This is a genomic window from Sphingomonas sp. BK481, from assembly GCF_014194875.1.
Lineage (GTDB): Bacteria > Pseudomonadota > Alphaproteobacteria > Sphingomonadales > Sphingomonadaceae > Sphingomonas > Sphingomonas aerolata.
In genome coordinates this window covers 453,197-478,220 of the sequence record NZ_JACIAP010000002.1, presented here as the reverse complement: position 1 = coordinate 478,220, position 25,024 = coordinate 453,197, and the positions used below count along the sequence as shown (strand labels likewise).

At 63.8% G+C, this 25,024-nt stretch carries 15 protein-coding genes and 2 pseudogenes; 12 read left to right on the top strand and 5 right to left on the bottom strand.

Features of this window, described 5'->3' with window-relative positions; translation table 11 throughout:
- Window positions 1-44 precede the first annotated feature (44 nt).
- The gene (locus FHY04_RS05935; protein ID WP_183935779.1) at window positions 45-1,373 is read left to right on the top strand and encodes a sugar MFS transporter; all 1,329 of its coding nucleotides are present in this window, start codon (window positions 45-47) and stop codon (window positions 1,371-1,373) included.
- Window positions 1,374-1,442: 69 nt separating this feature from the next.
- Here the strand turns inward: FHY04_RS05935 and FHY04_RS05930 are convergent, their stop codons facing one another.
- Window positions 1,443-2,204: a FadR/GntR family transcriptional regulator gene (locus tag FHY04_RS05930; RefSeq protein WP_183935778.1), complete on the bottom strand. Its 762-nt coding sequence runs from the start codon at window positions 2,202-2,204 to the stop codon at window positions 1,443-1,445.
- Window positions 2,205-2,311: 107 nt separating this feature from the next.
- On the opposite strand from FHY04_RS05930, the gene FHY04_RS05925 reads away from it, so the two are divergent.
- The 11 genes and pseudogenes from FHY04_RS05925 (at window position 2,312) to FHY04_RS05875 (ending at window position 17,636) form a co-directional block, all read left to right on the top strand.
- Window positions 2,312-3,865: an aldehyde dehydrogenase (NADP(+)) gene (locus FHY04_RS05925; protein ID WP_183935777.1), complete on the top strand. Its 1,554-nt coding sequence runs from the start codon at window positions 2,312-2,314 to the stop codon at window positions 3,863-3,865.
- 55 nt (window positions 3,866-3,920) lie between these two features.
- The gene (gene araD1, locus FHY04_RS05920; protein ID WP_183935860.1) at window positions 3,921-4,913 is read left to right on the top strand and encodes an AraD1 family protein; all 993 of its coding nucleotides are present in this window, start codon (window positions 3,921-3,923) and stop codon (window positions 4,911-4,913) included.
- A 2-nt stretch (window positions 4,914-4,915) separates the two neighbouring features.
- Window positions 4,916-5,851, top strand: a complete 936-nt coding sequence (locus FHY04_RS05915; RefSeq protein WP_183935776.1) for a Gfo/Idh/MocA family protein — start codon at window positions 4,916-4,918, stop codon at window positions 5,849-5,851.
- A gap of 7 nt (window positions 5,852-5,858) precedes the next feature.
- A complete protein-coding gene (locus FHY04_RS05910; RefSeq protein WP_183935775.1) occupies window positions 5,859-7,421 on the top strand; it encodes an alpha-N-arabinofuranosidase in 1,563 nt (520 codons plus the stop codon).
- Window positions 7,422-7,472: 51 nt separating this feature from the next.
- Window positions 7,473-8,507, top strand: a complete 1,035-nt coding sequence (locus tag FHY04_RS05905; protein ID WP_183935774.1) for an arabinan endo-1,5-alpha-L-arabinosidase — start codon at window positions 7,473-7,475, stop codon at window positions 8,505-8,507.
- A gap of 2 nt (window positions 8,508-8,509) precedes the next feature.
- Window positions 8,510-9,538: pseudogene (locus tag FHY04_RS05900) on the top strand (family 43 glycosylhydrolase); the annotation flags it as partial.
- Between the two features lie 116 nt (window positions 9,539-9,654).
- Window positions 9,655-10,882: pseudogene (locus FHY04_RS05895) on the top strand (glycoside hydrolase family 27 protein).
- Window positions 10,883-11,001: 119 nt separating this feature from the next.
- On the top strand, window positions 11,002-13,893 hold the full coding sequence (locus tag FHY04_RS05890) for a TonB-dependent receptor (RefSeq protein WP_183935773.1): 2,892 nt from the start codon (window positions 11,002-11,004) through the stop codon (window positions 13,891-13,893).
- 469 nt (window positions 13,894-14,362) lie between these two features.
- Window positions 14,363-14,815, top strand: coding sequence for a FadR/GntR family transcriptional regulator (locus tag FHY04_RS23010; RefSeq protein WP_409349146.1), 453 nt, complete (start codon window positions 14,363-14,365; stop codon window positions 14,813-14,815).
- A gap of 475 nt (window positions 14,816-15,290) precedes the next feature.
- Complete coding sequence (locus tag FHY04_RS05880) at window positions 15,291-16,553, top strand: ROK family transcriptional regulator (RefSeq protein WP_183935771.1); 1,263 nt, start codon at window positions 15,291-15,293, stop codon at window positions 16,551-16,553.
- Window positions 16,554-16,724: 171 nt separating this feature from the next.
- On the top strand, window positions 16,725-17,636 hold the full coding sequence (locus FHY04_RS05875) for an ROK family protein (RefSeq protein WP_031393294.1): 912 nt from the start codon (window positions 16,725-16,727) through the stop codon (window positions 17,634-17,636).
- 159 nt (window positions 17,637-17,795) lie between these two features.
- Here the strand turns inward: FHY04_RS05875 and FHY04_RS05870 are convergent, their stop codons facing one another.
- Genes FHY04_RS05870 through FHY04_RS05855 form a run of 4 tightly spaced genes read right to left on the bottom strand, consistent with a single transcriptional unit; the run spans window position 17,796 to window position 24,940 of the window.
- Window positions 17,796-19,253, bottom strand: a complete 1,458-nt coding sequence (locus FHY04_RS05870; RefSeq protein ID WP_183935770.1) for a carboxylesterase/lipase family protein — start codon at window positions 19,251-19,253, stop codon at window positions 17,796-17,798.
- Window positions 19,250-20,023, bottom strand: a complete 774-nt coding sequence (locus tag FHY04_RS05865) for an SGNH/GDSL hydrolase family protein (RefSeq protein WP_183935769.1) — start codon at window positions 20,021-20,023, stop codon at window positions 19,250-19,252. Before FHY04_RS05865 ends, FHY04_RS05870 begins: the two co-directional genes overlap by 4 nt.
- 10 nt (window positions 20,024-20,033) lie before the next feature.
- The gene (locus tag FHY04_RS05860) at window positions 20,034-21,998 is read right to left on the bottom strand and encodes a glycoside hydrolase family 97 protein (protein WP_221211654.1); all 1,965 of its coding nucleotides are present in this window, start codon (window positions 21,996-21,998) and stop codon (window positions 20,034-20,036) included.
- Window positions 21,998-24,940, bottom strand: a complete 2,943-nt coding sequence (locus FHY04_RS05855) for a glycosyl hydrolase 2 galactose-binding domain-containing protein (protein WP_183935767.1) — start codon at window positions 24,938-24,940, stop codon at window positions 21,998-22,000. The genes FHY04_RS05860 and FHY04_RS05855 overlap by 1 nt, the downstream gene beginning before the upstream one ends.
- Window positions 24,941-25,024: the final 84 nt, after the last annotated feature.

Sequence of the window (25,024 nt, the reverse complement as noted above, 5' to 3'; positions counted from 1 at the left end):
AGTCCGTCGATCAGTCGCCGACATGGCACGGCGGATGAACGATTATGGCGATGCCGATACAGATGCAACGACAGGTTGAGGGTGCTGCGACACAAGTGCCGCCAAGCGGGGGGCCAAGCTACCGATCCGCGTTGACGCTGCTGGCCAGTCTGTTCTTCATGTGGGGCTTCATCACCGTCATCAACAACACGCTGCTACCGCACCTGCGCAGCGTGTTCGACCTCAGCTACACACAGACCACGCTGATCGAGAGCGTCTGGTTCATCGCCTATTTCTTCGCGTCGATCCCGTCGGCCAAGCTGATCGAACGGGTCGGCTACCAGCGCGCGATGGTGTTCGGGCTGGGTCTGATGGCGGTTGGAGCGTTGATGATGGTACCCGCCGCGCGGCTGCCCTCCTACGGCGTCACGCTATTCGCGCTGTTCGTGATCGCGAGTGGGATCACGCTGCTGCAGGTCGCCGCCAACCCGTATGTCGCCGTCGTCGGTCCGCCCGAGACCGCCTCGTCGCGGCTCAACCTGGTCCAGGCGTTCAACTCGGCGGGCGCCACGCTCGCGCCGCTGTTCGGTGGATATCTGATCCTCGGCCGCTCAACCTCCGGTACCGCGGTTGCTGGGTCAACGGCAGTCCTCACGCCGGCCGAACGGCTCGCCGACGCACAGTCGGTGGTGTTGCCGTATCTTATCGTCGCCGGCGTACTGGTGGTGCTCGCGATCGTCATCGCGCGCTTCCCGTTGCCGGCGATGGGCGCATCGACGCAGCGCTCGGCAAAGGCGGAGCGCAAGGGGCTGTCACTCTGGTCGCACCGCAACCTCGTACTCGGCATTCCGGCGATCTTCATCTATCTTATCGCCGAGATCGGCGTCGCCAACCTGTTCATCAATTTCGTCAGCCAGCCGGACATCGGCAACCTCACGCACGAGCAGGCCTCGCATTACCTGTTCGTCCTGTGGGGCGGAATGATGGTCGGGCGGCTGGTCGGCAGCGTAGTGATGCGGACGATCCCCGCCGAGCGCGTGCTGGCGGTGGCGAGCATCGGCGCGTTCGTCGTCATGTTGATCGCGACCTTCACCACCGGCCATGCCGCGATGTGGTCGCTGATTTCGGTCGGGCTCTTCCACTCGATCATGTTTCCGACGATCTTCACTCTCGGCATCCGTGGCCTGGGGCCGCTGACCGAAGAAGGGTCGGGGCTGCTGATCATGGCAATAGCCGGCGGCGCGCTAGTGGTCGTCCAGGGTTGGCTCGCCGACACCTACGGGTTGCAGATCTCGTTCCTGCTGACCGCCGTGTGCGAACTCTATATCCTGTTCTACGCGGTATGGGGGTCGCGCGTGACCGACGCGCCGCCTGATCCCGTTCCCGTTCCTTAATCAGAGTTCAGCTTAACCAAGGCTCCGCTTAGTCAGAGCAAAGGAAGCCGAGACGACGGTGGCGTGCGATCAGCGCGCCATCGCCAGCTTCGTATCCTCCAGCGCCAGATCGACCAGGGTTCGCATCGCCCTGCTGGCACCGTTCGCATCGCCTGCAGCGATCGCGTCGTAGACCAGCGCGTGATCCGGGATGGGATTGCGAGGCAGGGCACGTGCGCGCTGCTTGAACTGCGTCGTCCAACCGACCGCGGCGCCGATGCTCGCGCTCAGTACGATCAATGCGTCGTTGCGCGTCGCGGTCAGTACCGCATCGTGAAACTCGCGGTCCGCCGCGCGGCCGGCTTCGGTGGCCAAGGTATGCCGCCGCATCGCCGCGAGCGCATCCTTCATGATCTTGAGGTCGCTGCGCTCGCGTCTCTGGGCGGCCAGCGCCGCTGCGGCAGGCTCGACGATCGCGCGAAGTTCGAAGAGACTGCGGATCAATCCGATGTCAGGTTCGCCAGCAAACGACCACGCCAGAACGTCGGGATCGAGCAAGTTCCACCGGCTGCGCGGCAGTATGCGCGTTCCGATTTTCGGACGGCTCTCCACGAGCCCCTTGGCAGTCAGGACTTGGATGGCTTCGCGGTAAGCAGTACGCGACACGTCCAGCATCGCTGAGAACTCGACCTCCCCGGAAAGCGTGTCGCCAGGCGCGTATTTCCCGGACAATATCGCCGTTCCCAGCTTGTGAGCAACGGCCCCGTGCAACCGTCTTCCCGTACCACGGGTGGCCCGCGGCGGTTCACTGATCGCATCAACGACGTCGTTAACGTCTTGAGTCTTAGTCATTCGCGCTCCCTGTTCGACAGATACCACGCCGTTCCAGATGGAGGAATGTCGTAGATTGCCAAACTCAAACGAGCCTTATATGTCAGAGTATAAGGAGCGAATACCATATGGCCGACGTGTTTTTTGCGAACAAGGTTCACGATACAGGCTTCTGGTCCGTCGAGGCGGCAACGGGTGCGACCGTTGGCGATCCGATTGCGGTTCATGGCCATGGCGACGTCGAAGCGGGCTGCGCCGCTGCAGAAGCCGCGTTCGACGTATACCGCGCGACCACCAATGACGCACGGGCGGACTTCCTGGAGCGGATCGGCGCGGGGATCGTCGCACTGGGCGACGACCTGATCGTCACCGCGATGCGCGAGAGTGGCCTGCCGCGCGCCCGGCTGGAGGGCGAGCGCGGGCGTACCGTCGGCCAGTTGAAGCTGTTCGCAGGCGTCGTTCGCCGTGGCGGCTGGATGGGGTTGCGGATCGATCCGGCACTCCCCGATCGCGCACCGCTGCCGCGTCCTGACCTGCGCTTGCGTATGATCCCGCTCGGTCCGGTCGCGGTGTTCGGGGCGAGCAATTTCCCGCTCGCCTTCTCGACTGCCGGTGGCGACACCGCGTCGGCGCTGGCAGCCGGTTGCCCGGTCGTCGTCAAGGGTCATCCTGCACATCCCGCCACCGGCGCAATGGTCGCTGGCGCGATCGATGCCGCGGTCGCGGCGTGTGGGCTGCCCAAGGGCGTGTTCTCCCATCTGGTCGGGCCCGGCAACGAGCTCGGCAGCGCGCTGGTGCAGGATTCGAGGATCGCCGCTGTCGGGTTCACCGGTTCGCGGGCTGGGGGACTGGCCTTGGCCAAGCTCGCGCGGGCCCGCGAAGTCCCGATCCCGGTCTATGCCGAGATGTCGAGCATCAACCCGGTTGTGTTGCTGCCCGAAGCGCTGAAGGCCCGTGGCGCTGCGCTCGGTACGGCGTTCGTCGGGTCACTGACGATGGGCGCGGGCCAGTTCTGCACCAACCCCGGTCTCGTGCTCGCGCTCGAAGGCCAGGGGCTCGACGCATTCGTGTCCGCTGCCGCAACGGCATTGCCGGAGGCTCCTGCCGCAACGATGCTCACCAGCGGCATTCATGCCGCCTACGAGCAGGGCATCGCCGCACTGGCCAGCCACGACGCGGTGAACGAGATCGCGCGTGGCAAGGTCGGCGAAGGCGTCGCCCAAGGGCAGGCGGCATTCTTCGAGACGACCGCCGCGCAGTTCCTGAGCGACAAGGCGCTGGGCCATGAAGTGTTCGGTGCGTCGTCGCTGCTGGTGCGCTGCACGAACGAGGACGAGCTTCATGCCGTGTTGCGCGCCGCCGAGGGCCAGCTGACTGCGACGATCCAGATGGACGCGGGCGACGCCGACGTGGCGTCGCGGCTGATACCGCTGCTCGAGCGCAAGGCTGGACGCATTCTCGCGAACGGCTGGCCCACCGGCGTCGAAGTCGCGCATGCGATGGTGCATGGCGGTCCATTCCCGGCGACCTCGGATGGACGCACGACCTCGGTCGGCAGCCTGGCGATCGATCGCTTCCTGCGGCCGGTGTCGTACCAGAATTTGCTGCCAGAAATGCTGCCGGAGGTTCTGCGTGACGGCACGACCGCGCCGCGGCTGATTGACGGCGTTCCCGCCAACTAAATCGAGATATCGGGGACGAACCGTAACAACGGCGTCCCGCTTAGGAGAGAGTGTGATGACTTTGCGCCTGTTGCAGCATGTTGGCGTCGACGGCACGCGATCGGTGATCGCGGCCACCAGTGAAGGGGCCGCGTTCGTTACCGGCATAGACAACGTCCGTGCGCTCGCCGAACGCGCGATCGCCGACGGCACCGATCTCGTCAGCGCAGTTGCGACCTGTGGAACGGGCGCGAGCGTCGACATCGCCGCCGAACTCGCCGCGGGCCGCCTGACCTCGCCGATCGATCATGTCGATCCGGCGCACCTCATCATGACCGGCACCGGCCTGACGCATCTCGGTTCGGCCGAGGGCCGCGACAAGATGCACCGCGCCGCTGCGGATGCCGAGAAGCAGACCGATTCGATGCGGATGTTCCTCGAAGGCGTCGAGGGCGGCAAGCCGGCAGCGGGGACGCGTGGGCAGCAGCCCGAATGGTTCTACAAGGGCGATGGTTCGGGGCTCGTCGCACCAGGTGCGGCGTTCGCGATGCCCGACTTCGCCGAGGATGGCGGCGAGGAGCCCGAGCTTGCCGGGATCTACCTGATCGGTCCCGACGGCATGCCGTTCCGGCTCGGCCTGTGCCTTGCCAACGAGTTCAGCGATCACGTCACGGAGCGCCACAATTACCTGTGGCTGGCGCATTCCAAGCTGCGCCAGGCGTCGCTTGGCCCCGAACTGCTGGTTGGCACGCCGCCCCAGCATATCGAGGGGACGAGCCGCATCCACCGCGATGGCGCACTGCTGTGGGAAAAGCCGTTCCTCTCGGGCGAGGCGAACATGTCGCACAGCATCGCCAACCTCGAGGCGCATCATTTCAAATATGATCTGTTCCGCCGTCCGGGCGACGTCCACGTCCACTTCTTTGGCACAGCGACGCTGTCGTTCGCCGACGGCGTGACGACGCGCGAAGGCGATGTGTTCGAGATCGAGGCTGCGCCGTTCACGCTGCCCTTGCGCAACACGCTGACCAGGGCTGCCCCGCAGCCGGTCGCGGTAAAGGCGCTTTGAGCATGGCCGCAATTCGTATCGCCGTCGTCGGCATGGGCAAGATCGCCCGCGACCAGCATCTGCCCTCGATCGCAGGTAACGCCGAATTCAACCTCGTCGCCAGCGTCAGCCCGCGGGATGCGGGCGTCGAGGGCGTCGAGAGCGTCGCCAACTTCAGGTCGCTGGAGGCGTTGCTCGCCGACGGTCCGGCGATCGACGCGATCGCGCTCTGCACGCCGCCGCAGGTGCGCTACGAGCTGGCCTCGATGGCGCTCACCAAGCGCGTACACGTCTTCCTCGAAAAGCCGCCCGGCGCGACGCTGGCCGAGGTCGATGCGCTCGAAGCACAGGCTGTCGAGACGGGAACGACGCTGTTCGCCGGCTGGCATTCGCGGTTCGCAGCAGGCGTCGCGCCGGCCAAGGCGTGGCTCGCAGAGCGGCAGATCGAGCGCGTGTCGATCGTCTGGCGCGAAGACGTTCGCGTGTGGCATCCGGGGCAGGCGTGGATCTGGGAGCCGGGTGGGCTTGGCGTCTTCGATCCCGGCATCAACGCGCTCTCGATCGCGACCGAAATCCTGCCGCAGCCGTTCTTCCTCACGGCCGCGACGTTGTCGACGCCCGCCAACCGCGCCGCGCCGATCGCCGCTGACCTGACCTTCCGCAGTGCTGCCGGAACGCCGATCAGCATGGACCTTGACTGGCGCCAGACCGGCCCGCAGAGCTGGGACATTGTCGTCGAGACCGACGACGGCACGCTAAGCCTCGCCAAGGGCGGCGCGGTGCTTACCTTGCCGAGCGGCACCGTGCATAACGACGACGAGGAATATCCCGGCCTCTACACCCGCTTCGCCTCGCTCATTCGCGGTGGCCGCAGCGACGTCGACACGACCCCATTCACACTCGTCGCCGACGCGTTCCTGCGCGGCACCCGCACATCCGTGGAGGCTTTCGATGATTGAGGCAAAAATGACCCGTACCCTGAAGGGTCTCGCCGCCGCGCTGCTGCTCTCGACCGCCGGTATCGGAACCGCGCAGACCGACGCACCCACTCCGGCTGCGGCAATCGTGACCGTCCATGCGGACACGCCCGGCCCGACCTATGATCGCCGCATCTTCACGCAGTTCGCGGAACATCTCGGCACCGGCATTTATGGCGGGCTCTGGGTTGGGGACAAGTCGAAGATTCCCAACGTCCGCGGATTTCGTACTGACGTCGTCACCGCGCTTCGCGGGATAGGCGTGCCGGTGGTGCGCTGGCCGGGCGGCTGTTTTGCCGACGAATACCACTGGCGAGAAGGGATCGGTCCCAAGGCTAAGCGCCCGACCAAGATCAACACGCATTGGGGCGGCGTGACCGAGCCAAACACGGTCGGCACGCACGAGTTCATGGAGCTTGCCGGACAGCTGGGCGCCGAAGCCTATATAGCCGGCAACGTCGGCAACGGCACGCCGCAGGAAATGGCGGAGTGGGTCGAATATATGACCTCGCCCGCCGGTGCTCTAGCCGACGAACGCGCGAAAAACGGCCACAAGGCGCCGTGGGCAGTGCCGTATTTCGGCGTCGGCAACGAGCTGTGGGGCTGTGGCGGCAACATGCGCGCGGAGTATGCCGCCGACGTCACGCGACGTTACGCCACCTTCATCAAGGCGCCCGCAAATACGCGCGTCATGAAGATTGCGAGCGGTGCCAACGTCGACGACTATCACTGGACCGAGACAATGGCGCGTGAGCTGGTCGGCAAGGTGGATGCGCTGTCGCTGCATTACTATACGATCCCCGGTGGCTGGCCGCCGCGTGCGTCCGCGACCGTGTTTGACGAGCGCGGCTGGGCCGAGACGTTGTCCGAGACGCTCAGGATGGACGAGCTGATCACCAAACATTCGGCGATCATGGACAAGGTCGATCCGAAGAAGACGATGTGGCTCGCGGTCGACGAGTGGGGCACGTGGTATGCCGGCGATCCGGGCACCAACCCCGGTTTCCTGCGCCAGCAGAACACGCTGCGGGACGCGCTGGTCACCGCAATCAACCTTAACATCTTCGCCAAGCATGCCGACCGTGTGAAGATGACCGCGATCGCGCAGATGGTGAACGTGCTGCAGGCGATGATCCTGACCGACGGCAGCAAGATGGTGCTGACGCCGACCTATCACGTGTTCGCGATGTACAAGCCGTACATGGACGGCACTGTCCTGCCGATCGACATCAAGTCGCCCTGGTACAACAAGGACCAGTGGACGATGCCGTCGGTCAGCGCATCTTCCGTCCGCGGCAAGGACGGCGTGGTGCGGATCGCGCTCTCGAACCTCGATCCGAACAAGCCTACCAGCGTGTCCGCCGCGCTGCCGGGCGTGACGGCGCAGACCGTCACCGGGCAGGTGCTGACCGCGCCGACTATGACTGCGCTCAACAGCTTCGAGGCGCCCAACGCGGTCGCACCGAAGGCATTCACTGGAGCTAGCCTGAGCGGTGGCACCCTGTCGGTGACGTTGCCACCAATGTCGGTGGTGATGCTCGAACTGAAGTGATCGTGACGCCCGCCGGAGCAACCGGCGGGCGTACCTACCGGGAGAGAGACGATGGCCGCATCGAAATGGGCGACCGGGCTGATCGCGCTGACGCTCGCGAGTAGCGTGCTGGCGCAAACCGCCGATGCGCCGCCGACACTAAACGCCAGTCTAACCGGCGATATCGTGCCCGTTCACGACCCGGTAATTATCCGGGCGGGGGATACCTATTACGTCTACGGCACAGGGCTCGACGGCCAGATGCTGAGCGCGCGCACTTCGCCCGATCTTGTCCACTGGACCGCGGGTACGCCGCCGCTGTCGCGCCTGCCCGACTGGGCGACCAAAGCGGTGCCGGGCACCAAGGGGATGTGGGCACCCGACATCTCGCGCAGCGGGGACGGGCGGTACCGGCTTTATTATTCGGTCTCCACCTTCGGCTCGAACCGCTCGGCGATCGGGCTCGCGACCAGCCCGACGCTCGACCCCAAGGCGCCCGACTATGGCTGGCGCGACGAGGGGCTCGTGGTAATGTCGACGCCCAAGGACGATTTCAACGCGATCGATCCCAACCATGTCGTCGATGCGCAGGGCCGCGAATGGCTATCGCTCGGCAGCTTCTGGACCGGCATCAAGCTGTTCGCGCTGAACCCGAAGACCGGCAAGCTACTCGACCCCGTAGAGAAGCCTCACGCGATCGCGCGCCGCCCCGCACCAGCCGGCGGACCCGCCCCGGTCGAGGCGCCGTTCATCATCGCCCATGGCGGCTATTACTGGCTGCTCGCGAGCTACGACTATTGTTGCAAGGGCGTGAACAGCACCTATTACACCGTCGTCGGCCGATCGAAGGCGATCACCGGGCCGTATCTCGGCAAGGACGGCAGCGCGATGATGCAGGGCGGGGGGACGATCTTCCTGCGCGCCGACCTGCAGGAAACGCAGCGCTTTCGCGGACCCGGCCACCCCGGCGTGATGCACGATACCGACGGCAAGGACTATGTCGTCTACCATGCCTATGATTCCCAGACCAAAGGCACCCCGACGTTGCGCATCGCACCGATCGCCTGGGGTGCAGATGGCTGGCCAATTGCGGAGAACCGACCATGATGATGAATTTCACACGACGGCTGTTCTTGGCCGGTGCCGGCGCAGCGACCGCAAGCGGCGCCCTCGCGCGGCTTGCGGCCAAAGCGCCGCTGCCGGTCAACCCGCTGGTCCGCCAGCGTGCCGATGCACAGGTCTTTCTGCACACCGACGGCTATTATTACATGACCGGCTCGGTGCCCCAATACGATCGGCTCGTACTGCGCCGCTCGCGCACGCTGGCAGGGCTGTCGACAGCCAAGGAGCGCGTGTTGTGGCGGCATGAGAAAACCGGGCCGATGTCCGGTTTTCTTTGGGCACCCGAGCTGCACATGATCGACGGCCGCTGGATCATGTATTTCGCGGCAGGCCCGAGCGGCGGCGGCGAGGACGTTTTCCGTATCCGCACCTTCGCGGTGGTCTGCGACGGACCCGACGCGATGACCGGCAACTGGACTGTGCTGGGGCAATTGACGACGCCGTGGGACAGTTTCACGCTCGACTCGACCAGCTTCGTTCACCGCGGCACGCGCTATCTCGCCTGGGCACAGCGCGAGCCGGGGATCGAGACCAACAGCAACCTCTATCTTGCACCGCTCGCAACCCCGCTGACGCTGGCGGCGAAGCCCGCGCGGCTGGCAGTGCCGACGCTTGATTGGGAGATCCGCGGCTTCAAGGTCGCCGAGGCGCCCGCGCTGCTGGCGCGCAACGGCAAGCTGTTCATGACCTATTCGGCGAGTGCGACCGACGCTCGATACTGCATGGGCATGCTGACCGCGCGCGACGATGCCGACATCATGGATCCGGCAGCCTGGACGAAATCGTCGCAGCCGGTGTTCAAGTCGTCGCCCGAGCACAAGGTCTTCGGGCCTGGCCACAACAGCTTCACTGTCGACGAACGCGGCCGCGACATCCTGGTCTATCACGCGCGCGACTATGAGGCGATCAAGGGCGATCCGTTGTTCGATCCCAACCGCCACACCCGCGTCCAGACCTTCACGTACAAGCCCGACGGCACCCCCGATTTCGGCGAACCGGTTGCCAACGGCCCATTGCGGTGAGCGGTCTCGATCGCCGGACGTTCCTTGCAGCAGGAGCCGCAGCCGTACCTGCGGCCGCGATAGGCGCTGGCGCGAGTGCTGACTCGAAGCTCTTGGCGCCGACGCCGCCGATGGGCTGGAACAGCTGGAACAGTTTTGCGACGACGACCACGGAGGCGCAGGCTATCGAGACCGCGACGATCATGGCGGAGAAGCTGTTGCCGTCGGGCTATGATGTCTTCACCCTCGATATTCAGTGGTACGAGCCTGGGGCGACCAGCTACACCTACGCGACCAAGTCGACACCGGCGATGGACGGCTTTGGCCGGTTGCTGCCCGCGCCGAACCGGTGTCCGTCGAGCGCCGGCGGCAAGGGCTTCCGCCCGCTCGCCGACCGGGTGCACACGCTCGGCCTGCAGTTCGGCATCCACCTGATGCGCGGTATTCCGCGACTGGCGGTGGAGCACAACCTGCCGGTGTTCGGGACGAAGTACCGTGCGCGCGATATTGCCGACACCGCCAGCGTCTGTCCGTGGAACCCCGACATGTACGGCGTCGACATGCATAAGCCCGGCGCACAGGCCTATTACGACGGCGTGTTCGCGCTCTATGCTTCATGGGGCGTCGACCTGGTCAAGATGGACGACATGAGCCGTCCCTATGACGCACATGCCCCCGAGATCGAGGCTGCGCATGCTGCGATCGTCGCGACCGGGCGCCCGACCATCCTCAGCTTATCGCCCGGCGAAACGCCTGTTCCTCACGCGGATCATGTCCGCCGCTTCGCGCAGATGTGGCGCATCAGTGACGATTTCTGGGATGAATGGCCGCTGCTCGAGGCTCAGTTCACTTGGCTCGAGAACTGGAACGCGCATCGCGTACCGGGGGGGCTGGCCGGACGCGGACATGCTACCGCTCGGACGATTGGCGCTCGGCACGCGCGACATCAAGTTCACGCCAGACGAACAACACACGCTGATGACCCTTTGGTCTATAGCGCTCGCCACTGATCATGGGCGGCGACCTCCGCCATCTCGACCGCCTGACGCTCGACCTGCTCACCAACCCCAAAGTCATCGCTGTCAATCAGGCAAGCTACGACAACCAGCCGCAGTTCGTCACGGACAATACACGGGTATGGTCGGCCCGCGGACCGCGCTCGAACAACCGCTACCTTGCTTTGTTCAACACAGACAATAAAGCCCGGGCGATACGCGTGCCCCTCAATAGGCTCGGGCTGAGGGGATCGTTCGCCCTCGTGATCTGTGGACACGGCGCGGGCTCCCGTCCGTATCCTCCGACCTGACGGAGACAATCGCACCGCACAGTGCAGGACTGTACCGACTAACGCCCGCCTGATCGGGCTACCAATAGCATTAACAAATAATACTTGCATCGATGCCCGCCCCGCCATAGCGATTGTCCGAGTAATACCGTGCCGCGAACAAGGCCGGATGGACACGCTAGGGAGAGGCCGCATGGCGATGAAACCGTTGATTTTGTGCTCCGCATCGATCGTTGCGCTCATGCTCGGCACGCCGGCCCATACGCAGGCCGTCCCGACCACACCGCAGGACCGCACCGACGTCACTGCGACTGGAACGCCCGGCCAGAGCGATGGCACGACCACACAGGACCTCGCGGCAGCGGGCCAGAATGACGAGGACATCGTGGTTACCGGCGTCCGCGCAAGCATCGTCGGCGCGCTCAACGTTCGCAAGAACTCTATCCAGATCGTCGATTCGATCGTTTCCGAAGATGTCGGGAAGCTGCCCGACAACAACGTCGTTGAAGCGCTTCAGCGCGTTACCGGCATTCAGGTCACCGACCGCGCCGGCGGCGAAGCGGCGACGATCACAATCCGAGGTCTGACCGATCCGTTGACGACGCTGAACGGGCGCAACATCTTCACCGCGGCCGGCACGTCCTTCGCCCTGCAGGATATCTCGGCGAACCTCGTCAAGCAGGTGGACGTCTACAAGACTCGCTCGGCCGACCAGCTGGAAACGGGCCTGGCCGGGCAGATCGACGTACAGACCCGGCGCCCTCTCGATTTCGATGGTTTTACGATATCTGGCCTCGTGCGCGGAATCTACTCGGAACTCGCTGACAAGGCCAACCCCAACGCTGCGCTCCTGATCAGCGACCGTTGGAAAACCGGCATCGGTGATATCGGGCTGCTCGTAAACGGCAGCTACACGCGCGCTCAATTCCGCAACCAGAATTTACAGGCCGGCGCCATGGTGCCGTTCGCAACGGAAAACCCGGCGGCGGGTTCGGGCCTTACCCCGTTGCAGCGGATCTTCCCGGGTGACAGGAACCAGAACTGGACGCCGGGCCTGGACGCAGGTCTGCCCACCGCGCCGGGCTCCACGCTCAACATCAATGGCGTGAATACGCCGTATTATCTGTCGAGAGACGCGGTCATCGCGTCCGATGTCTACGGCAAGCGCGAACGTCGCGCGTTCAATGCAGCGCTGCAATGGGCGCCCAACGATCGTTCGGTCTACACGGCGGAAGTCTTCTACACCGGCTTCAAGGGCAAGACGTTCAACAGCCTGAACTTCAGCTTCGTCGATTGGTGGGGCAACCTGCCGACCAATCCGGGGTCGAGCTTCGAGCTGTTCGACGGGACGAACATCATCAAGTCGCGTCAGGTCGGAGCGGTAGCGGGGTTCAACAGCGGCGACACGGGCACCAGCAAGACCGACAGCTATGTCTATGCGTTCAACGCCAAGTGGGACGTGGCCGACCGCGGCAAGATCTCGGCCGACATCACGTATCAGGACAGCAAGAACGAGACCTCGTTCTTCGCCATCCGCACGGATCGCGGGCCGCTCGACATCGACGTGGACTTCAACGCGGGCGGTGGGCTGCCGTCTTACAGCTTCGGCAATCAGGCCGTGCTGACCGACGCGACGGCATGGACGGTCGGCAACCTGTTCGACAGCGGTACCAAGAATACCGGCAGCGCGCTGACGATGATGCTCGATGGCGAATATGGCTGGGACGACGGTTTCCTGCGGCGCATCAAGACGGGCTTCCGTTTCGACGACCGCAAGGCTGACAATTACGTGCGCGACCAGGGCGCGGGGGGGCTGGGCACCACGCTTGCGGCCTTCGGTGAGGGCAAGCCCTTCACCAACAGCGGCTTCTTCGATGGTCGGGCAGACATTCCCACGAGCTGGGTGCAGGCCGATCCGCGCACCATGAACCGGGATGCCGTCCGTACCCTGTATCGCTCCGTGGCCCCCGGCCTGTTACTCTCCGACCAGCTGAGTTTCGGCCAGGTGTTCGGCATCTCGGAAACGAACTTGGCCGCCTATGCCCTTGCCGATGGCGAGATCAGCATCTTCGGACGTCCCCTGCAGCTTCAGGCAGGCGTACGCTATGTGGCGATCGATACCGATTATGACTATTTCGATCGCGGTGCCAACTTTGCCCGAACGAGCGTGTCCAACGGTTCCGAGAAGTGGCTGCCCTCTTTTACCGCGCGCTACGCAATCACGGATAATCTGCGTATCCGCTTTAACTATGGCGAAACGCTCCGGCGTCCGAGTTTCGGTGATCTGAACCCCAACCCAGTGCTCACGGGCGATTTGTCGCGTATCGGCTTTGGTTCGGGCACTTCGGGAACGGCAAACCTCACCCCGACACATTCGAAGAACATCGATCTGGCGGTCGAATGGTACTTCGAACGCAACAGTGCGATCTATGTGACGGCCTTCCGCCGTGAGATCGAAGGGTTGGTCGTGCCGCTTACGGTGCGTGAGTTGATCCCCAATAACTATTTGCCGCGCAATGAGACCTATACCGAATCGTTTAACATCACCCGTCCGGTGAACGCTTCGGACGGCGTGCTGAAGGGCGTCGAACTGGGTCTGACCTATTTCCCGACTTATCTACCGGGTCCTCTGAACGGGCTTGGTGTCACCGGCAGCGCTACGATCCTGGATTCCGAACAGGCCATCCCGCTCACCAACACTGCCGGCGAGATCACGGGATCGACGAAATCGGCGTTCTTCGGCGTATCGAAACTGTCGTACAATGCGACGCTGGCCTACGACAACGGGCCGATTGGCGCACGTCTGTCGTATGTCTGGCGCAAAGGGTTCCTGCAGAGCAACGAAGCCCGGTCGTTCGCTAATCCGATCGGCTTCTGGCGCGCTCCGGAAAAGAGCCTGGACTTCCAGCTTACCTTGAATGTGAACAAGGATATCGGTTTGACCTTCGACGCGGTGAACTTGACCAAGGCAAAGCAGCAGAACTATTACAAGTTCGGCGATGTGGGTAACCCCGAGCAGTTTAATTCCAGCACGCTGCTAATCGACCGTACCTTTGCGCTTGGCGTGCGCTTCAAGTTCGACTGAGCGGCGGGACCTCGTCCTTTGTCGTCCGCGGTCCGTTTATCGCGGTCTATACCGAGTTTCCCAACGAACCGCCGTGTATTATTGAAAGTCTGGCGGACATCAGAAGGGAAAGGTTTGCAACAAATGTTCAGCTACCAAATCGGAAGTTTCGGTTTGGTGGCTTGGCGTTCACGGCGACTGGGCGTGCGCCGCCAGCAGCGCGGCGTTTCATAGAAACCGCCATTCCTCCGAGTGTAGGTACATCGACCGGTAGGATTTCTTCGTACATGCAGCCGCTCGCTGAGCCGTCCAACTTCCTCGTCTGCTTGTGGTCACCGATTAGTAGCGGTAGTTTCGGGCATGATAACCGAAGACATCTCCATCCGCAGCTACGCCCGCGTGTCCGCTAAGTTGAAGGAGCGTATCGCAAGCGGAGCATTCGGGATCGGCGCACGTCTCCCCCTGAACGCGAACTTACGATTTCTGCAACGTGTCGCGTCCGACGATTCGGGAGGCAATGATCGCGGTAGAGACCGAGGGAATCATTTCGGTCCCCCGGGGCTCTGGAACCTATGTCATTTCAAAGCCCTCGCGGTTGGGTATGGTCCTCGAGGAGGACGTCGATGTGTTCGAACTTCTTCAAGCACGTCGCACTATGGAGTCTGAAGCATGCGCTCTGGCAGCGCCCCGGATATGCTTTGAGTATGGATCGGCGCCGATCCACAACCATTTCCCTGAATCTAAGGAAGCACTACTCCCGGAGCCGACGAGCCTAGCTATGCGGCGATCGGCCAGCCTACGTTCATGCTTTCCGACGAGCTTCTGCGCGTCGCGGATCTTGAAAACGCAGGCAAAAAGAAAGGGCCGCCGAAGCGACCCGAAAGTTATTAAGGAGAGGATGCCTGAAAGGCCTGCTCTGAGTATAACGGAAAACAGCGAATAGCGAATGCAAATTCCATTATTCGCGATTGCAGATATTGCATCTGTCGGCTGCTCGGGACCGGTATGGATCAAACGAGAGTATCATCATTCCCGTAAAGCCACCCCATATGATGCCGCGGGACCGCCACTGGGGCGTGCCGCCGAGTTCAAGCGCTTCGGAATGCCAAATAAGCACCGTGCCGGCTTTGCCGCGCCCGCCTAAACCACACAACCGATGCTCGCTATGCTAAAACCTAGGCTTCCTTATGATCACCTTTGATGTCCACGCGGCGGGGGGGGGGGGCGTTGCCGCAGTCTCGGCGTCCCGGTGGGGTAGCCGACGACGACGCTTTGGCGTTAGCCGGCGGGATGGCATTATTTCTGCCGGATGTGGCTGCCAACGCTTCCAAAAGATGCAACTCGTTGCAGGTAACGGCCAAGGCTGGCACGTTATAACCAGTATAAGACCACACGAAAGGGGCGGAACTCGCGAGGGCATGGCGACACAGGACAGCGCACCGGATTCTAGTCATCCAAATGTAAAGCCGAGGTCTTTGGATAGAGGCACGCGTTTGGGTATAAGCCTCTCCGGCACTAATCTTGAGCGCGCGGCCGACTACAATCAGCGTACGGTGCTACAAGCCATCCGCGTTAGCGGCGAAGCCAGCCGGAGTAATCTGGCAGCGATTACTGGACTGACGGCGCCAACGATCGCGAACATCGCGAAAAGGTTACTTGATGCCGGACTGATCAGGGAGGCAGGGCGACGACAAGGTCCGCGCGGACAGCCGGCCTCTCAACTCGTGATTAATCCCGCTGGGGGCTTCTCTATCGGGATTAATATCGACCGAGATCACATCACAATCGTATCGCTCGATCTGGCCGGTTCCGTGCTGACGCGTGCGACGCTTGAAGCAGCGTTCGCGATGCCTGACGTGGTTGCCGGATGGCTACGCCGTCAGATTGAAGTCATCCGCGCATCGAAGCTGATCGACGAGCGGCGCATGCTTGGCGTTGGCGTCGCGATGCCTGACGATCTCGGCCGGGTGACCTTGCCCCATCGACCGTCCGCGTATGAAAGCTGGAACGACGTCGACGTCCAAGCCATGGTAGAGGGGATCGTGCCATGGCCCGTGCATATCGACAATGATGCGGCTGCGGCCGCGATAGGCGAAGCGCAGTTCGGATCGGGCATGGTTCTGAGTAGCTTTTTTTATGTGCTGGTGAGCGCAGGACTTGGCGGCGGTTTGGTGATCGACGGCAACTACTTTCGCGGTGCTGGCGCACGTAGTGGTGAAATCGGCTTCATGCCCGATATGACACGGCGCGCAGGACGGCAGACGGTGCAGGAAACCGTATCGTTATCTGCCCTCTATGCAAGGCTACACGCTGGCGGGTGCGAGATCGACACAGTCGAAGCGCTGACCCGCGAAGACGCCACGGTGGCGTTAATTGTCGAACGCTGGATCGAGGACGCAGCGCAGTCGCTGATCGAGCCCTTGATCGCGGTCAGCTGCCTGGTCGATCCCGGCGCAGTGCTGATCGGTGGGCGTCTGCCGGCCACGCTCGTCGATGCACTCGTCAAGCGCTTGAACGTCATGCTTGCCGATTCAAGGTTGCCGTCTCCGGCGCGGGTCGTCCGCGCGACGATGTCTAACGATGCCCCCGCGATCGGTGCGGCAATCCTGCCGTTCCTCGATCACATCCTACCCTCCGAAGCGATCCTCATGCAGGTCGGCCACACGTCAGGAGGCGATTAATGCAATTTAGCTTTTAATATACAACAATCTAGGTAGATTCAGCCCAACACGCTGGCAGGGCGGTGATGGGAGAGGCAAGGGACGAGCGAGTGCAATCGCACCGTCGAATAACGCGTACGCGTTCCACTCCGATCCTCGCCGCGCGACATCGGGCAGAGAGAAACACGGACGATGATCCAGATTGGTATCGATTTCGGCGGCACGAAGATTGAGGCGGCGGCGCTCGATGACAACGGGCGCTTCCTCAGCAGATTGCGGGTGCCAAATCCAGGCGATTATGACGCGGCGGTGCGCGATGTCCGCGCGCTTGTCCACGCGGTCGAAGTCGAGGCGGGCGGGGCGGCTAACGGTGCCGTGGCATCGATCGGTATCGGTACGCCAGGGTCGATTTCCCCGCAAACCGGACTGATGCGCAACGCCAACTCGCTGTTTCTGAACGGACGCCGGTTCCGCGAAGACCTGGAGACCGCGATCGGCCGACCTGTGCGGATGGCGAACGACGCCAATTGCCTCGCCTTATCCGAAGCCGTCGACGGCGCGGCAGCCGGCGCGCGCTCGGCGTTCGCAATCATCGTAGGGACCGGCTGTGGCGGTGGTCTCGTGATCGACGGGCGGATTATAGAAGGGGCGAATGGCATTGCCGGGGAATGGGGCCATGTGCCGCTGCCTTGGCCGAACGAGTCTGAGTATCCCGGGCCAGAATGTTGGTGCGGCGAGCGCGGTTGCCTGGAGAGCTGGGTATCGGGAACGGGATTTCGGCGCGATCACGAGATCGTCACCGGCCAGGCGCTAGAAGGCGCGGCGATCATCGCGGCGGCGCGCGACGGCGATCCCGACGCGGCGGCAACTCTGGAGCGCTACGTCGATCGCCTCGGCCGTGCGATCGCCTTGCTCGCCAATTTGATCGATCCCGACTGTTTCGTGCTCGGCGGCGGCATGTCGAACGTGGTCGAGATTTACGCCCAGCTGCCTAATGCGGTGCGTCGACATACCTTTTCCGACGCCTGGAATGCGAAGATCGTCCAGGCGGTGTGGGGCGACAGCAGCGGTGTCCGCGGTGCGGCACGGCTTTGGCCATTTTAAAGGAGTCCACACGCGCAGAGGAAGGGATTCAAAATTTCAGCGCCGGTCGAATTCAGACTTTATTGTATGGATACTTGTTTTTCCGCGAAGGCGGGGACCCACACTGGCCTGCGACCGTCCCGGGAGAACAACGCTTCGTTGCGCTACGCCCGCTTGACGCTAAGGTGCGCTGCGCAAGCCGCACACTTCGCCGCGTAGATCCGCCCCCGGCTGCGGGCCACCGTTCACGAAGCCAAGATAACTCTTGGTTGCAAGATCAAAACGCTTCCACGCGGGCAGTCCGGCAGCGTTCGGATCGCCGGTGCGCGCAAAGGCTAACCAATAGGCCTGCATTGGCGGCGCCCCAGGCTCCAGATCGTGCGCGCTCGTCATCACGTAGCGAATTTCGCTGCCGTGCGTCACGGGCTTGGCATCGGGCGCGCTGTAATCAAACTGGTATTGCCAGACCGGCTGACCCGCGCGCGTGCGAGCGGCGGCAATTGTCGTTACCGGACAACGGAAGGTGATGTCATTGGACAGGATCAGGTCTAGATCACCCAGCCGCGGATCGGCAACGGGGATCGTGTCCACGCCGTACACCTTGCGAGCGATGGCGGCGTTGTTGCCAAAAGCTTCCGCGATCGCGTCGTCCGCGCGCGCGACACCACCGTGCAGCGTCAGTTCGCGGGCGTTGCTACCCACGATCAGCGGGGCGGGGTTGCCGCCCTTTACTAAGCTCGCAGCGGGCGACTCCGTCAGTACGCGGCCATCAACGACCGCCTGAAGCCAGATGAAGCTCTTGTCGGCGAGCCCTGGCACCTCGACAGCCTCGGTGGCTTCGATGAGCTTGGCGACGGGAAGCGCACGCATCGCGGCAGTGGTCTGTCGGATGCCCGCCTTGACCGCGATCAATGTGCCAAGGCGTTCGTTTTCGGCCAGGCTGCGCGGTGGCGTCCCGAAGCCGGGCGTCCCGCTCTCCTCGATCGCCTTGGCGAATAGCCCGCGCGATCCAGGACTGAGCAGGTGCAGGCCGACGTCCATCGCGCCGGCACTTTCGCCGAACAGGGTGACGTTGGTCGGGTCACCACCGAACGCCGCGATGTTGGCGCGCACCCATCGCAGCGCCGCTTGCTGATCCATTAGACCGTAATTGCCCGATGCACCGCTCCCCTCGCGGGTCAGCGCCGGATGCGACAGGAATCCGAGCGCGCCGAGGCGGTATTGCATGCTAACAAGCACGACGCCGTTGCGCACCAAGCCGGACTGGATCGTACCCGCGCCGCCACCCGCATAGTTGGATCCGCCGTGAATCCACACCATCACCGGCAGCGATTTGCGCGGCGTAAGGTCGGGCGTCGCGACTTCGAGGTAAAGGCAGTCTTCGCTCGCGGAATTTGCAGCCTGCGTGTTCCAGCCATGATCTACCTGTGGGCAGGACGGTGCGGATTTGGTCGCATCGCGCGGACGCTGCCAGCGACGCATCGGTTGCGGCGGTTTCCAGCGTAGCGGGCCGATCGGAGGCGCGGCGTAAGGTATCCCGCGGAACAGATGGCGGCCGTCCGACGTCACTTCGCCGCGCAGGGCACCTTGAGGGGTGGAAACGATCGTGGCGGTTAGCAGCCCAGCGAGCAGAATCACCGCGCGATGATCGCGCGGGTGGGCGCGGGCTTTGCCAGCGCTGCTGCGAATGCGAGATCGGCGACCGGCGCCATCACCGCATAGCCCGCGGGGGTAGGATGAACGTGATCCGACGACAGGCCTGCGCGCATGCCGTTGGTGCCGGGTGCAACCAGTGCGGACCAGTAATCCGCGTAGGTCGAACCAGTCGCCGCGGCATAGGCCTTGAGCCACGTGTTCATCGCCACGATCTTGCTGCCTGTATCAAGCCCCGGACGCCAAGGATACTGGTCTGCCGGCGGGATCGAGGCGAGGATCACCCGGATGCCATTGGCCTGCGCGAGTTCCGTCATCGCGCGAATGTTCGCCTTGCTCTCGTCGGGGGTCATCGGCCCGGTATTGAAGGCGATATCGTTTGTGCCGGCCATGATCTGTACCACTGCGGGCTTCAGCTCGATCACGTCGGCGGGGAAGCGCACAAGCATTTGCGGCGTGGTCTGGCCACCGATGCCGCGACCTAACCGGCCGTCCTTGAAGAACGCCGGCACCTGGTCGAACCAGCCCTGTGTGATCGAGTCGCCGATCAGCACGATCCGTGGCTGGCCTTTGACGGGAGCAAGTAGGGCTGCGTTCGCATCGCGGTAGCGGCCGAGATACGCCCAATCGGTGTGCAGCCGCTCCTCGGCTTCCTTGGCCCATCGTGCCTTCTGCTCGGGCGTAGGGTCGGCGGCGAGGGCAGGGAATGCTACGGCGAAGGCGAGTGCTGCAATCAGCAGGCGGGTCGGTTTCATCGGAGCGTCCTCATCGGATCGGAACGAAACGGATCGCGCCGCCGCCCGATGCTGCGAGTGTAAGGGTCAACGTTTCGCGTGCAGTGACAACGCGCGTGGTCGTGATGACGTCGGTGGGGCTTGCACCGTCCTGCCATATTGTCGCGGTGAAGCGGCCACTGCCAAGAAAATCGAGCGGTACGTCTACGGTCCGTGCCGTCTCGTTGGTCATTGCGCCGACATACCAATCTTTGCCCGACCGGCGCGCGGTGACGATCCGCTCGCCGATCTCGCCCGACACGACGTGGGTTTCGTCCCAAGTTGCGGGCACGGCACGGATGAAGTCGAATCCCGCCGCGCCCGCATAATTATCCGGGCTGTCGGATACGCCCATGAACGGACTGTCGAACACGACGTACATGGCAAGCGCCTGTCCCCGCGTGGTCTGCACCATCGGCGTCTGCGGTTCGATCCGGAACGTCGCGGGCGTCGCGTTGCGGAAACCACCGGGGGTATAGTCGTAGGGTCCCGCCAGCCCGCGCGTGAACGGCAGCGTGACGTTGTGCCGCGCGGTAATGCGTCGCGTCCACTTGTTGTATTCCGCGCCGAGCACGCCCTCCTGCGTCAGGAACTGCGGCCATGTCCGCGTCGCGCCGGTCGGATGATACGCGCCGTGCAGGTCGAGCATCAGGCGGTGCGCAGCGCTCGCCTTGAAGATCCGGTCGTAGAATTCGACGATCTGCTGGTCGCTGCGGTCCATGAAGTCGACCTTGAAGCCCTTGATCCCCATCGCCGCATAGCGATCGAACGCCGCGTTCATCTTGGCATCGAGCACACGCCAGTTCGCCCACAGCCACAGCCCCACCTTCTGGTCGGCGGCGTAGCGGACGAGGCTGGGCAGATCGATCGTTGGCACGATCGTCATGATGTCGGCTCCCGGATACACCACCGGCCCGCCGCCGCTGTTGATGTACCAGCCCTCGTCGATCAGCATGTACGGCAGGCCGTTGGCGGCGGCGAAGTCGATATACGCTTTGATCGTCGCGTCGTTCATGCCCGCCTTGGGCAGTGCCCTCAGCGTTGGGCCGTTCCACCAGTCCCACGCGGTCTTGCCCGGCTTCACCCACGAAAAGTCGCCCTTCGGCGCAGGGTTGAGGCTGGTCAAGATCGTCGACTCGATCAGTTTGCCCGGCGTGTCGCCGAGCATCACCACGCGCCACGGCGTCGTTAGCCCGGTGGTACGGATATCGGCCTTCACCGCGATCGCGGGATCGTCGAGCCGCGGCGTCAGGCGCGTGACGAAGCCGAGCGCACCAGTCTCGCGACCGGTGAGGTAGGAGCCTGAGTAATTACGCAGATCCGCCTCGGTCAGCGCGAAGCTGGTATCGCCGGAGCCGGTGCGGCAGGTGACGGGCGTCTCGAACAGATTGTGCGGGCGGACCTGCGATGCGTTGAGCGGGTCGTATTCGCCCTCGTGGCTGGTGTCGAACCGGCCGAGATTGAGCCCCCAGCAGCGATAATCGGCTGGGAAGGCGAATTCGGTCAGTTCGCCCGCGAGCCGCAGGTCGGTGAAGCCGGGCTGGACGGGCAGGCGGTAGCGGAACGCGACGCCGTCGTCATACGCGCGAAATACGATATCGAGCTTGCGTTGAGCGCCGCCGGTCTCGGTCAGCCCCAGCGTCAGCTCGTTATACTGATCGCGCGCGGCCGACGTCTTGCCCGCAATCAAGCGATAGCGTGTATCGGCGTTCGTGCGCGCAGCACCGGTAACCGCGGTGTCGGGGCCAAGCTTCTTGTAGCTCTCGAACGCAAGGCCCAGCGGCGACGTGCCGATCACCGGCCGCCCGTGAAAGGCTATGGCGTAGGTCGGACCCTTGGTAGCCGCATCTTGGCCGATCGTCACGTCGATCGCCCCATCGGGCGACAACAGATGCCGGTCTTGCGCCGATACGGAGGTGGCGGTGCACAGGAGCGCGAGGGCGAGGAGCGTCTTCATCATTGTACCTTCACAGTGGTCGGCGTCACGTTCCAGCCGCGCAATGCGACCGTCGTCCGTCCCTTTGTCGCGGAGGCGGGGTAGCGGATTTCCACGCGGCGACGAGTGCCGGGGAGTAGCGATACGTAGTTATCGGTGAAGTACGCGGGGAGGACTTGCGTGCCGGCTCCGTTCATCACCGTCAGCTTGGTCGCGAGTGCTGCGACCGAGCCCGTGTTCGACAGGTCCAGCGTCGTCACGATCTCGTCGCCGTCCCGGCGGCTGAAGACGGTGGCGGCGACGCGGGCCTTGGCCATCATCGTCATACCCCGATAGGCGGCGTCGTCAGCACCCTGCCAATAGACGTTCTGCGAGACGATCTTGCCCGCCGCGTCGGTGACGTCGAGCGACACCAGCACCATGCCCTTCGCCAGCAACGGCGCAAGATCGAGCGTGAACGCGTCCGCCACCAGACCCGCCCCCGCGCTCAAGGTCGCACGCTGCTCGGCAAGCACGCGGTTGTCGAGCGACGTTACCTTGGCATGCACGACCGCGCCAGCCAGCGCCGGGCCGTTATTCACCAGCACCACCTTGTGATCGGGCAGGTTCATCTGGACATGGACTGGCTCCGACGCCTTCTTCGTCCCATAGAACGCGGCGTGCGTATCATAGTCCGACGAGAAGATTTGCCACGCCGACGACGGCCAAGCTGGCTGCGTCATCCACAGCATCCTCGCCGAGTTGGTGGTCCACAGCCCGGCGTTGAACCCTTCGAAGATCGCGCGGTAGGAGTCGTACTCCATCATCTGCGCCTTGCGTTCGAAGTCGGGCAGGCTGGTGCCCTCACCATAGCGCGTCGCCAGCGCATCCATATACGTCTTGACGGCGCCGTTCCCGGTCTGGTGCCAGTCGTGATACGCCCACGCATCGCCGATCGGCCACAAATCCGCCTTGGGCAGCGCGCGCGTCCACGCTTCCAGTGTCGGGAAGCTCGGCGTACCGAGTTCGACCGAAAAGCCCTTGGCGTGTTCGGTGAAATAGCTCGCCTCGGGACGCCAGTTGTACGGCCCGCTGTTCTGCAGATTCACCCGGTTCGACGAGCCCATGTACAGCCGCGTCCCGTCGTCACGGTTGACGATTCCCTGCAACGCCTCGTTGAGGATTGGCTGCGGCACGCCCTCGTTGCGGCCGAACCAGACTACGATCGAGGGATGGTTGCGGAACCGCTTCACCACGTCTTCGGCATTGGCGGTGAACAGCGGCACGTCCTGCGCCTCGAGGTTGTAATCCTGCGTCGATTCCCAGAAATCGTTGAGGATCATCAGCCCGTGTTCGTCGGCGAGATCGTAGAACGTCTCCTCGGTATTCTGGCCGACCCAGTTGCGGATGATGTTGAGGTTCGCATCCTGATGCAGCCGGAAGAACGGCAGCAGGCGCGCGCGCTCGGTCCGCTTCATGAAGTCGTCCATGCCGATATTGCCGCCGCGCGCGGCGATCCGCACGCCGTTGACCTTGATCAGCAGATACGGCGCGAGCCCGGCATCGCCTGCGATCGGCGTCACCGCGGGCGAGGTCTCGGCGCCGGGGACGAGCGACGCCGCCCAGCCATTCTCGGTCTGGAGGATACCTTGGTGCGTACCATCGACGATCTGCGTGTGCAGCGCGCGCGCCTTGGATAGGTCGATTCCGACGCGGCGCAGCGTATCGGTCTTGTCCATCAGCGAAATCTCATAGGTCACCTGCCGCATACCGAAGCGCAGCGTCTTCGTATCCGACACCGCGCCGCCGATCGTGCTGGTCAGCGTCAGGTCATGCAGCGCCGGCGCACCGTAGCCGTTCGGCCACCAGAGCTCGGGATTGCGCACCGCGAGCACCGGAAACTCGGCGGGTGCCATCGTCACGTCGGCGCTCGCACGCGGTGCGAGCGAGACCGATTTGCTGACCGTCACGTCGTCGAACCTGGCAGTGACGACCGCCGTCGTCGGCTGGTCGGTCAGGTTGCGGACGGGGACCGTGATCTCGACGTTCGCGACGCTGTTGTCGGCATTGGGCAAGGTCGTGACGACCTGCGCATCGCCAAGTGCGGCGGACCCGGTCGCGATCAGGTCGACGCCTTGCCACAGACCGGTATTGCGGTCGCGGATCGACGGGATCCAGTCCCAGCCCTCGGTCGCGACGAAGGTCGGGCCGTCGAGCATCTGCATGCCGCCGTTCTCGCCTACCCCTGCGGTCATCGATTCCTCATGCGCAAGGCCGGGATGCGGCGGCGGCGACACCTTCACGGCGATGACATTGCGCCCGGGGGCGAGCTTGCCCGTCACGTCGAACCGGCCGCGGATGAAGGCGCCCTTCATCGTGCCCAGACGCGCGCCATTCAGCCAGATTTCGGCCGCGTAGTTCACGCCCTTAAAGTTCAGTTCGAGATGCTTGCCGACGGTCTCGGCGGGCACTTCGATTTCGGTGCGGTACCAGTAATCCTGGCGGGCGAGGCGCTCGGGGATCGCCATGTTGTTCAGCCCGAAGGCGGGATCGGGATAGACGCCGCGGTCGACCAACGTGGTTAGCACGGTGCCGGGCACGGTGGCGACGTACCAAGATTCGGCGTCATAGCCTACGCGCGATACTGCGGCACCGTTCGCCCGAACGCTGGGTGCTTCGGCGAGCCGCCAGCCGGCGACGGTCCACGATCCGGGCGAGCGCTTCGCCAGTGCCGGACCAGGCGGTACGGGCTTGGCAACGGGCTTCGACAAGGGGGCACGGCTGCGCGGAAGTGTAGCCGGGTCCTGCGGTGCGACCTGTCCCAGCGACTGGCGAACCTGCACCGGCCATTCCGACCGAACGAGGTCGCGCTCGGCATAGCCTGGGGGGAGCGGGGCAGGAGGTGCTGTCTGGGCGCCAGCGGTAGACGCGAGCAACGACGCGAACGCAGTAGCGCCAAAGATACGGATCGAACGTTCGGTCATCAGTCATCCCCTTTTTCGGCAGCCGGATCTCTGGCCGGGCTGCACAATCAGGCCTCAAAAAGCACGCCCGAGAGAAAAAGCCAA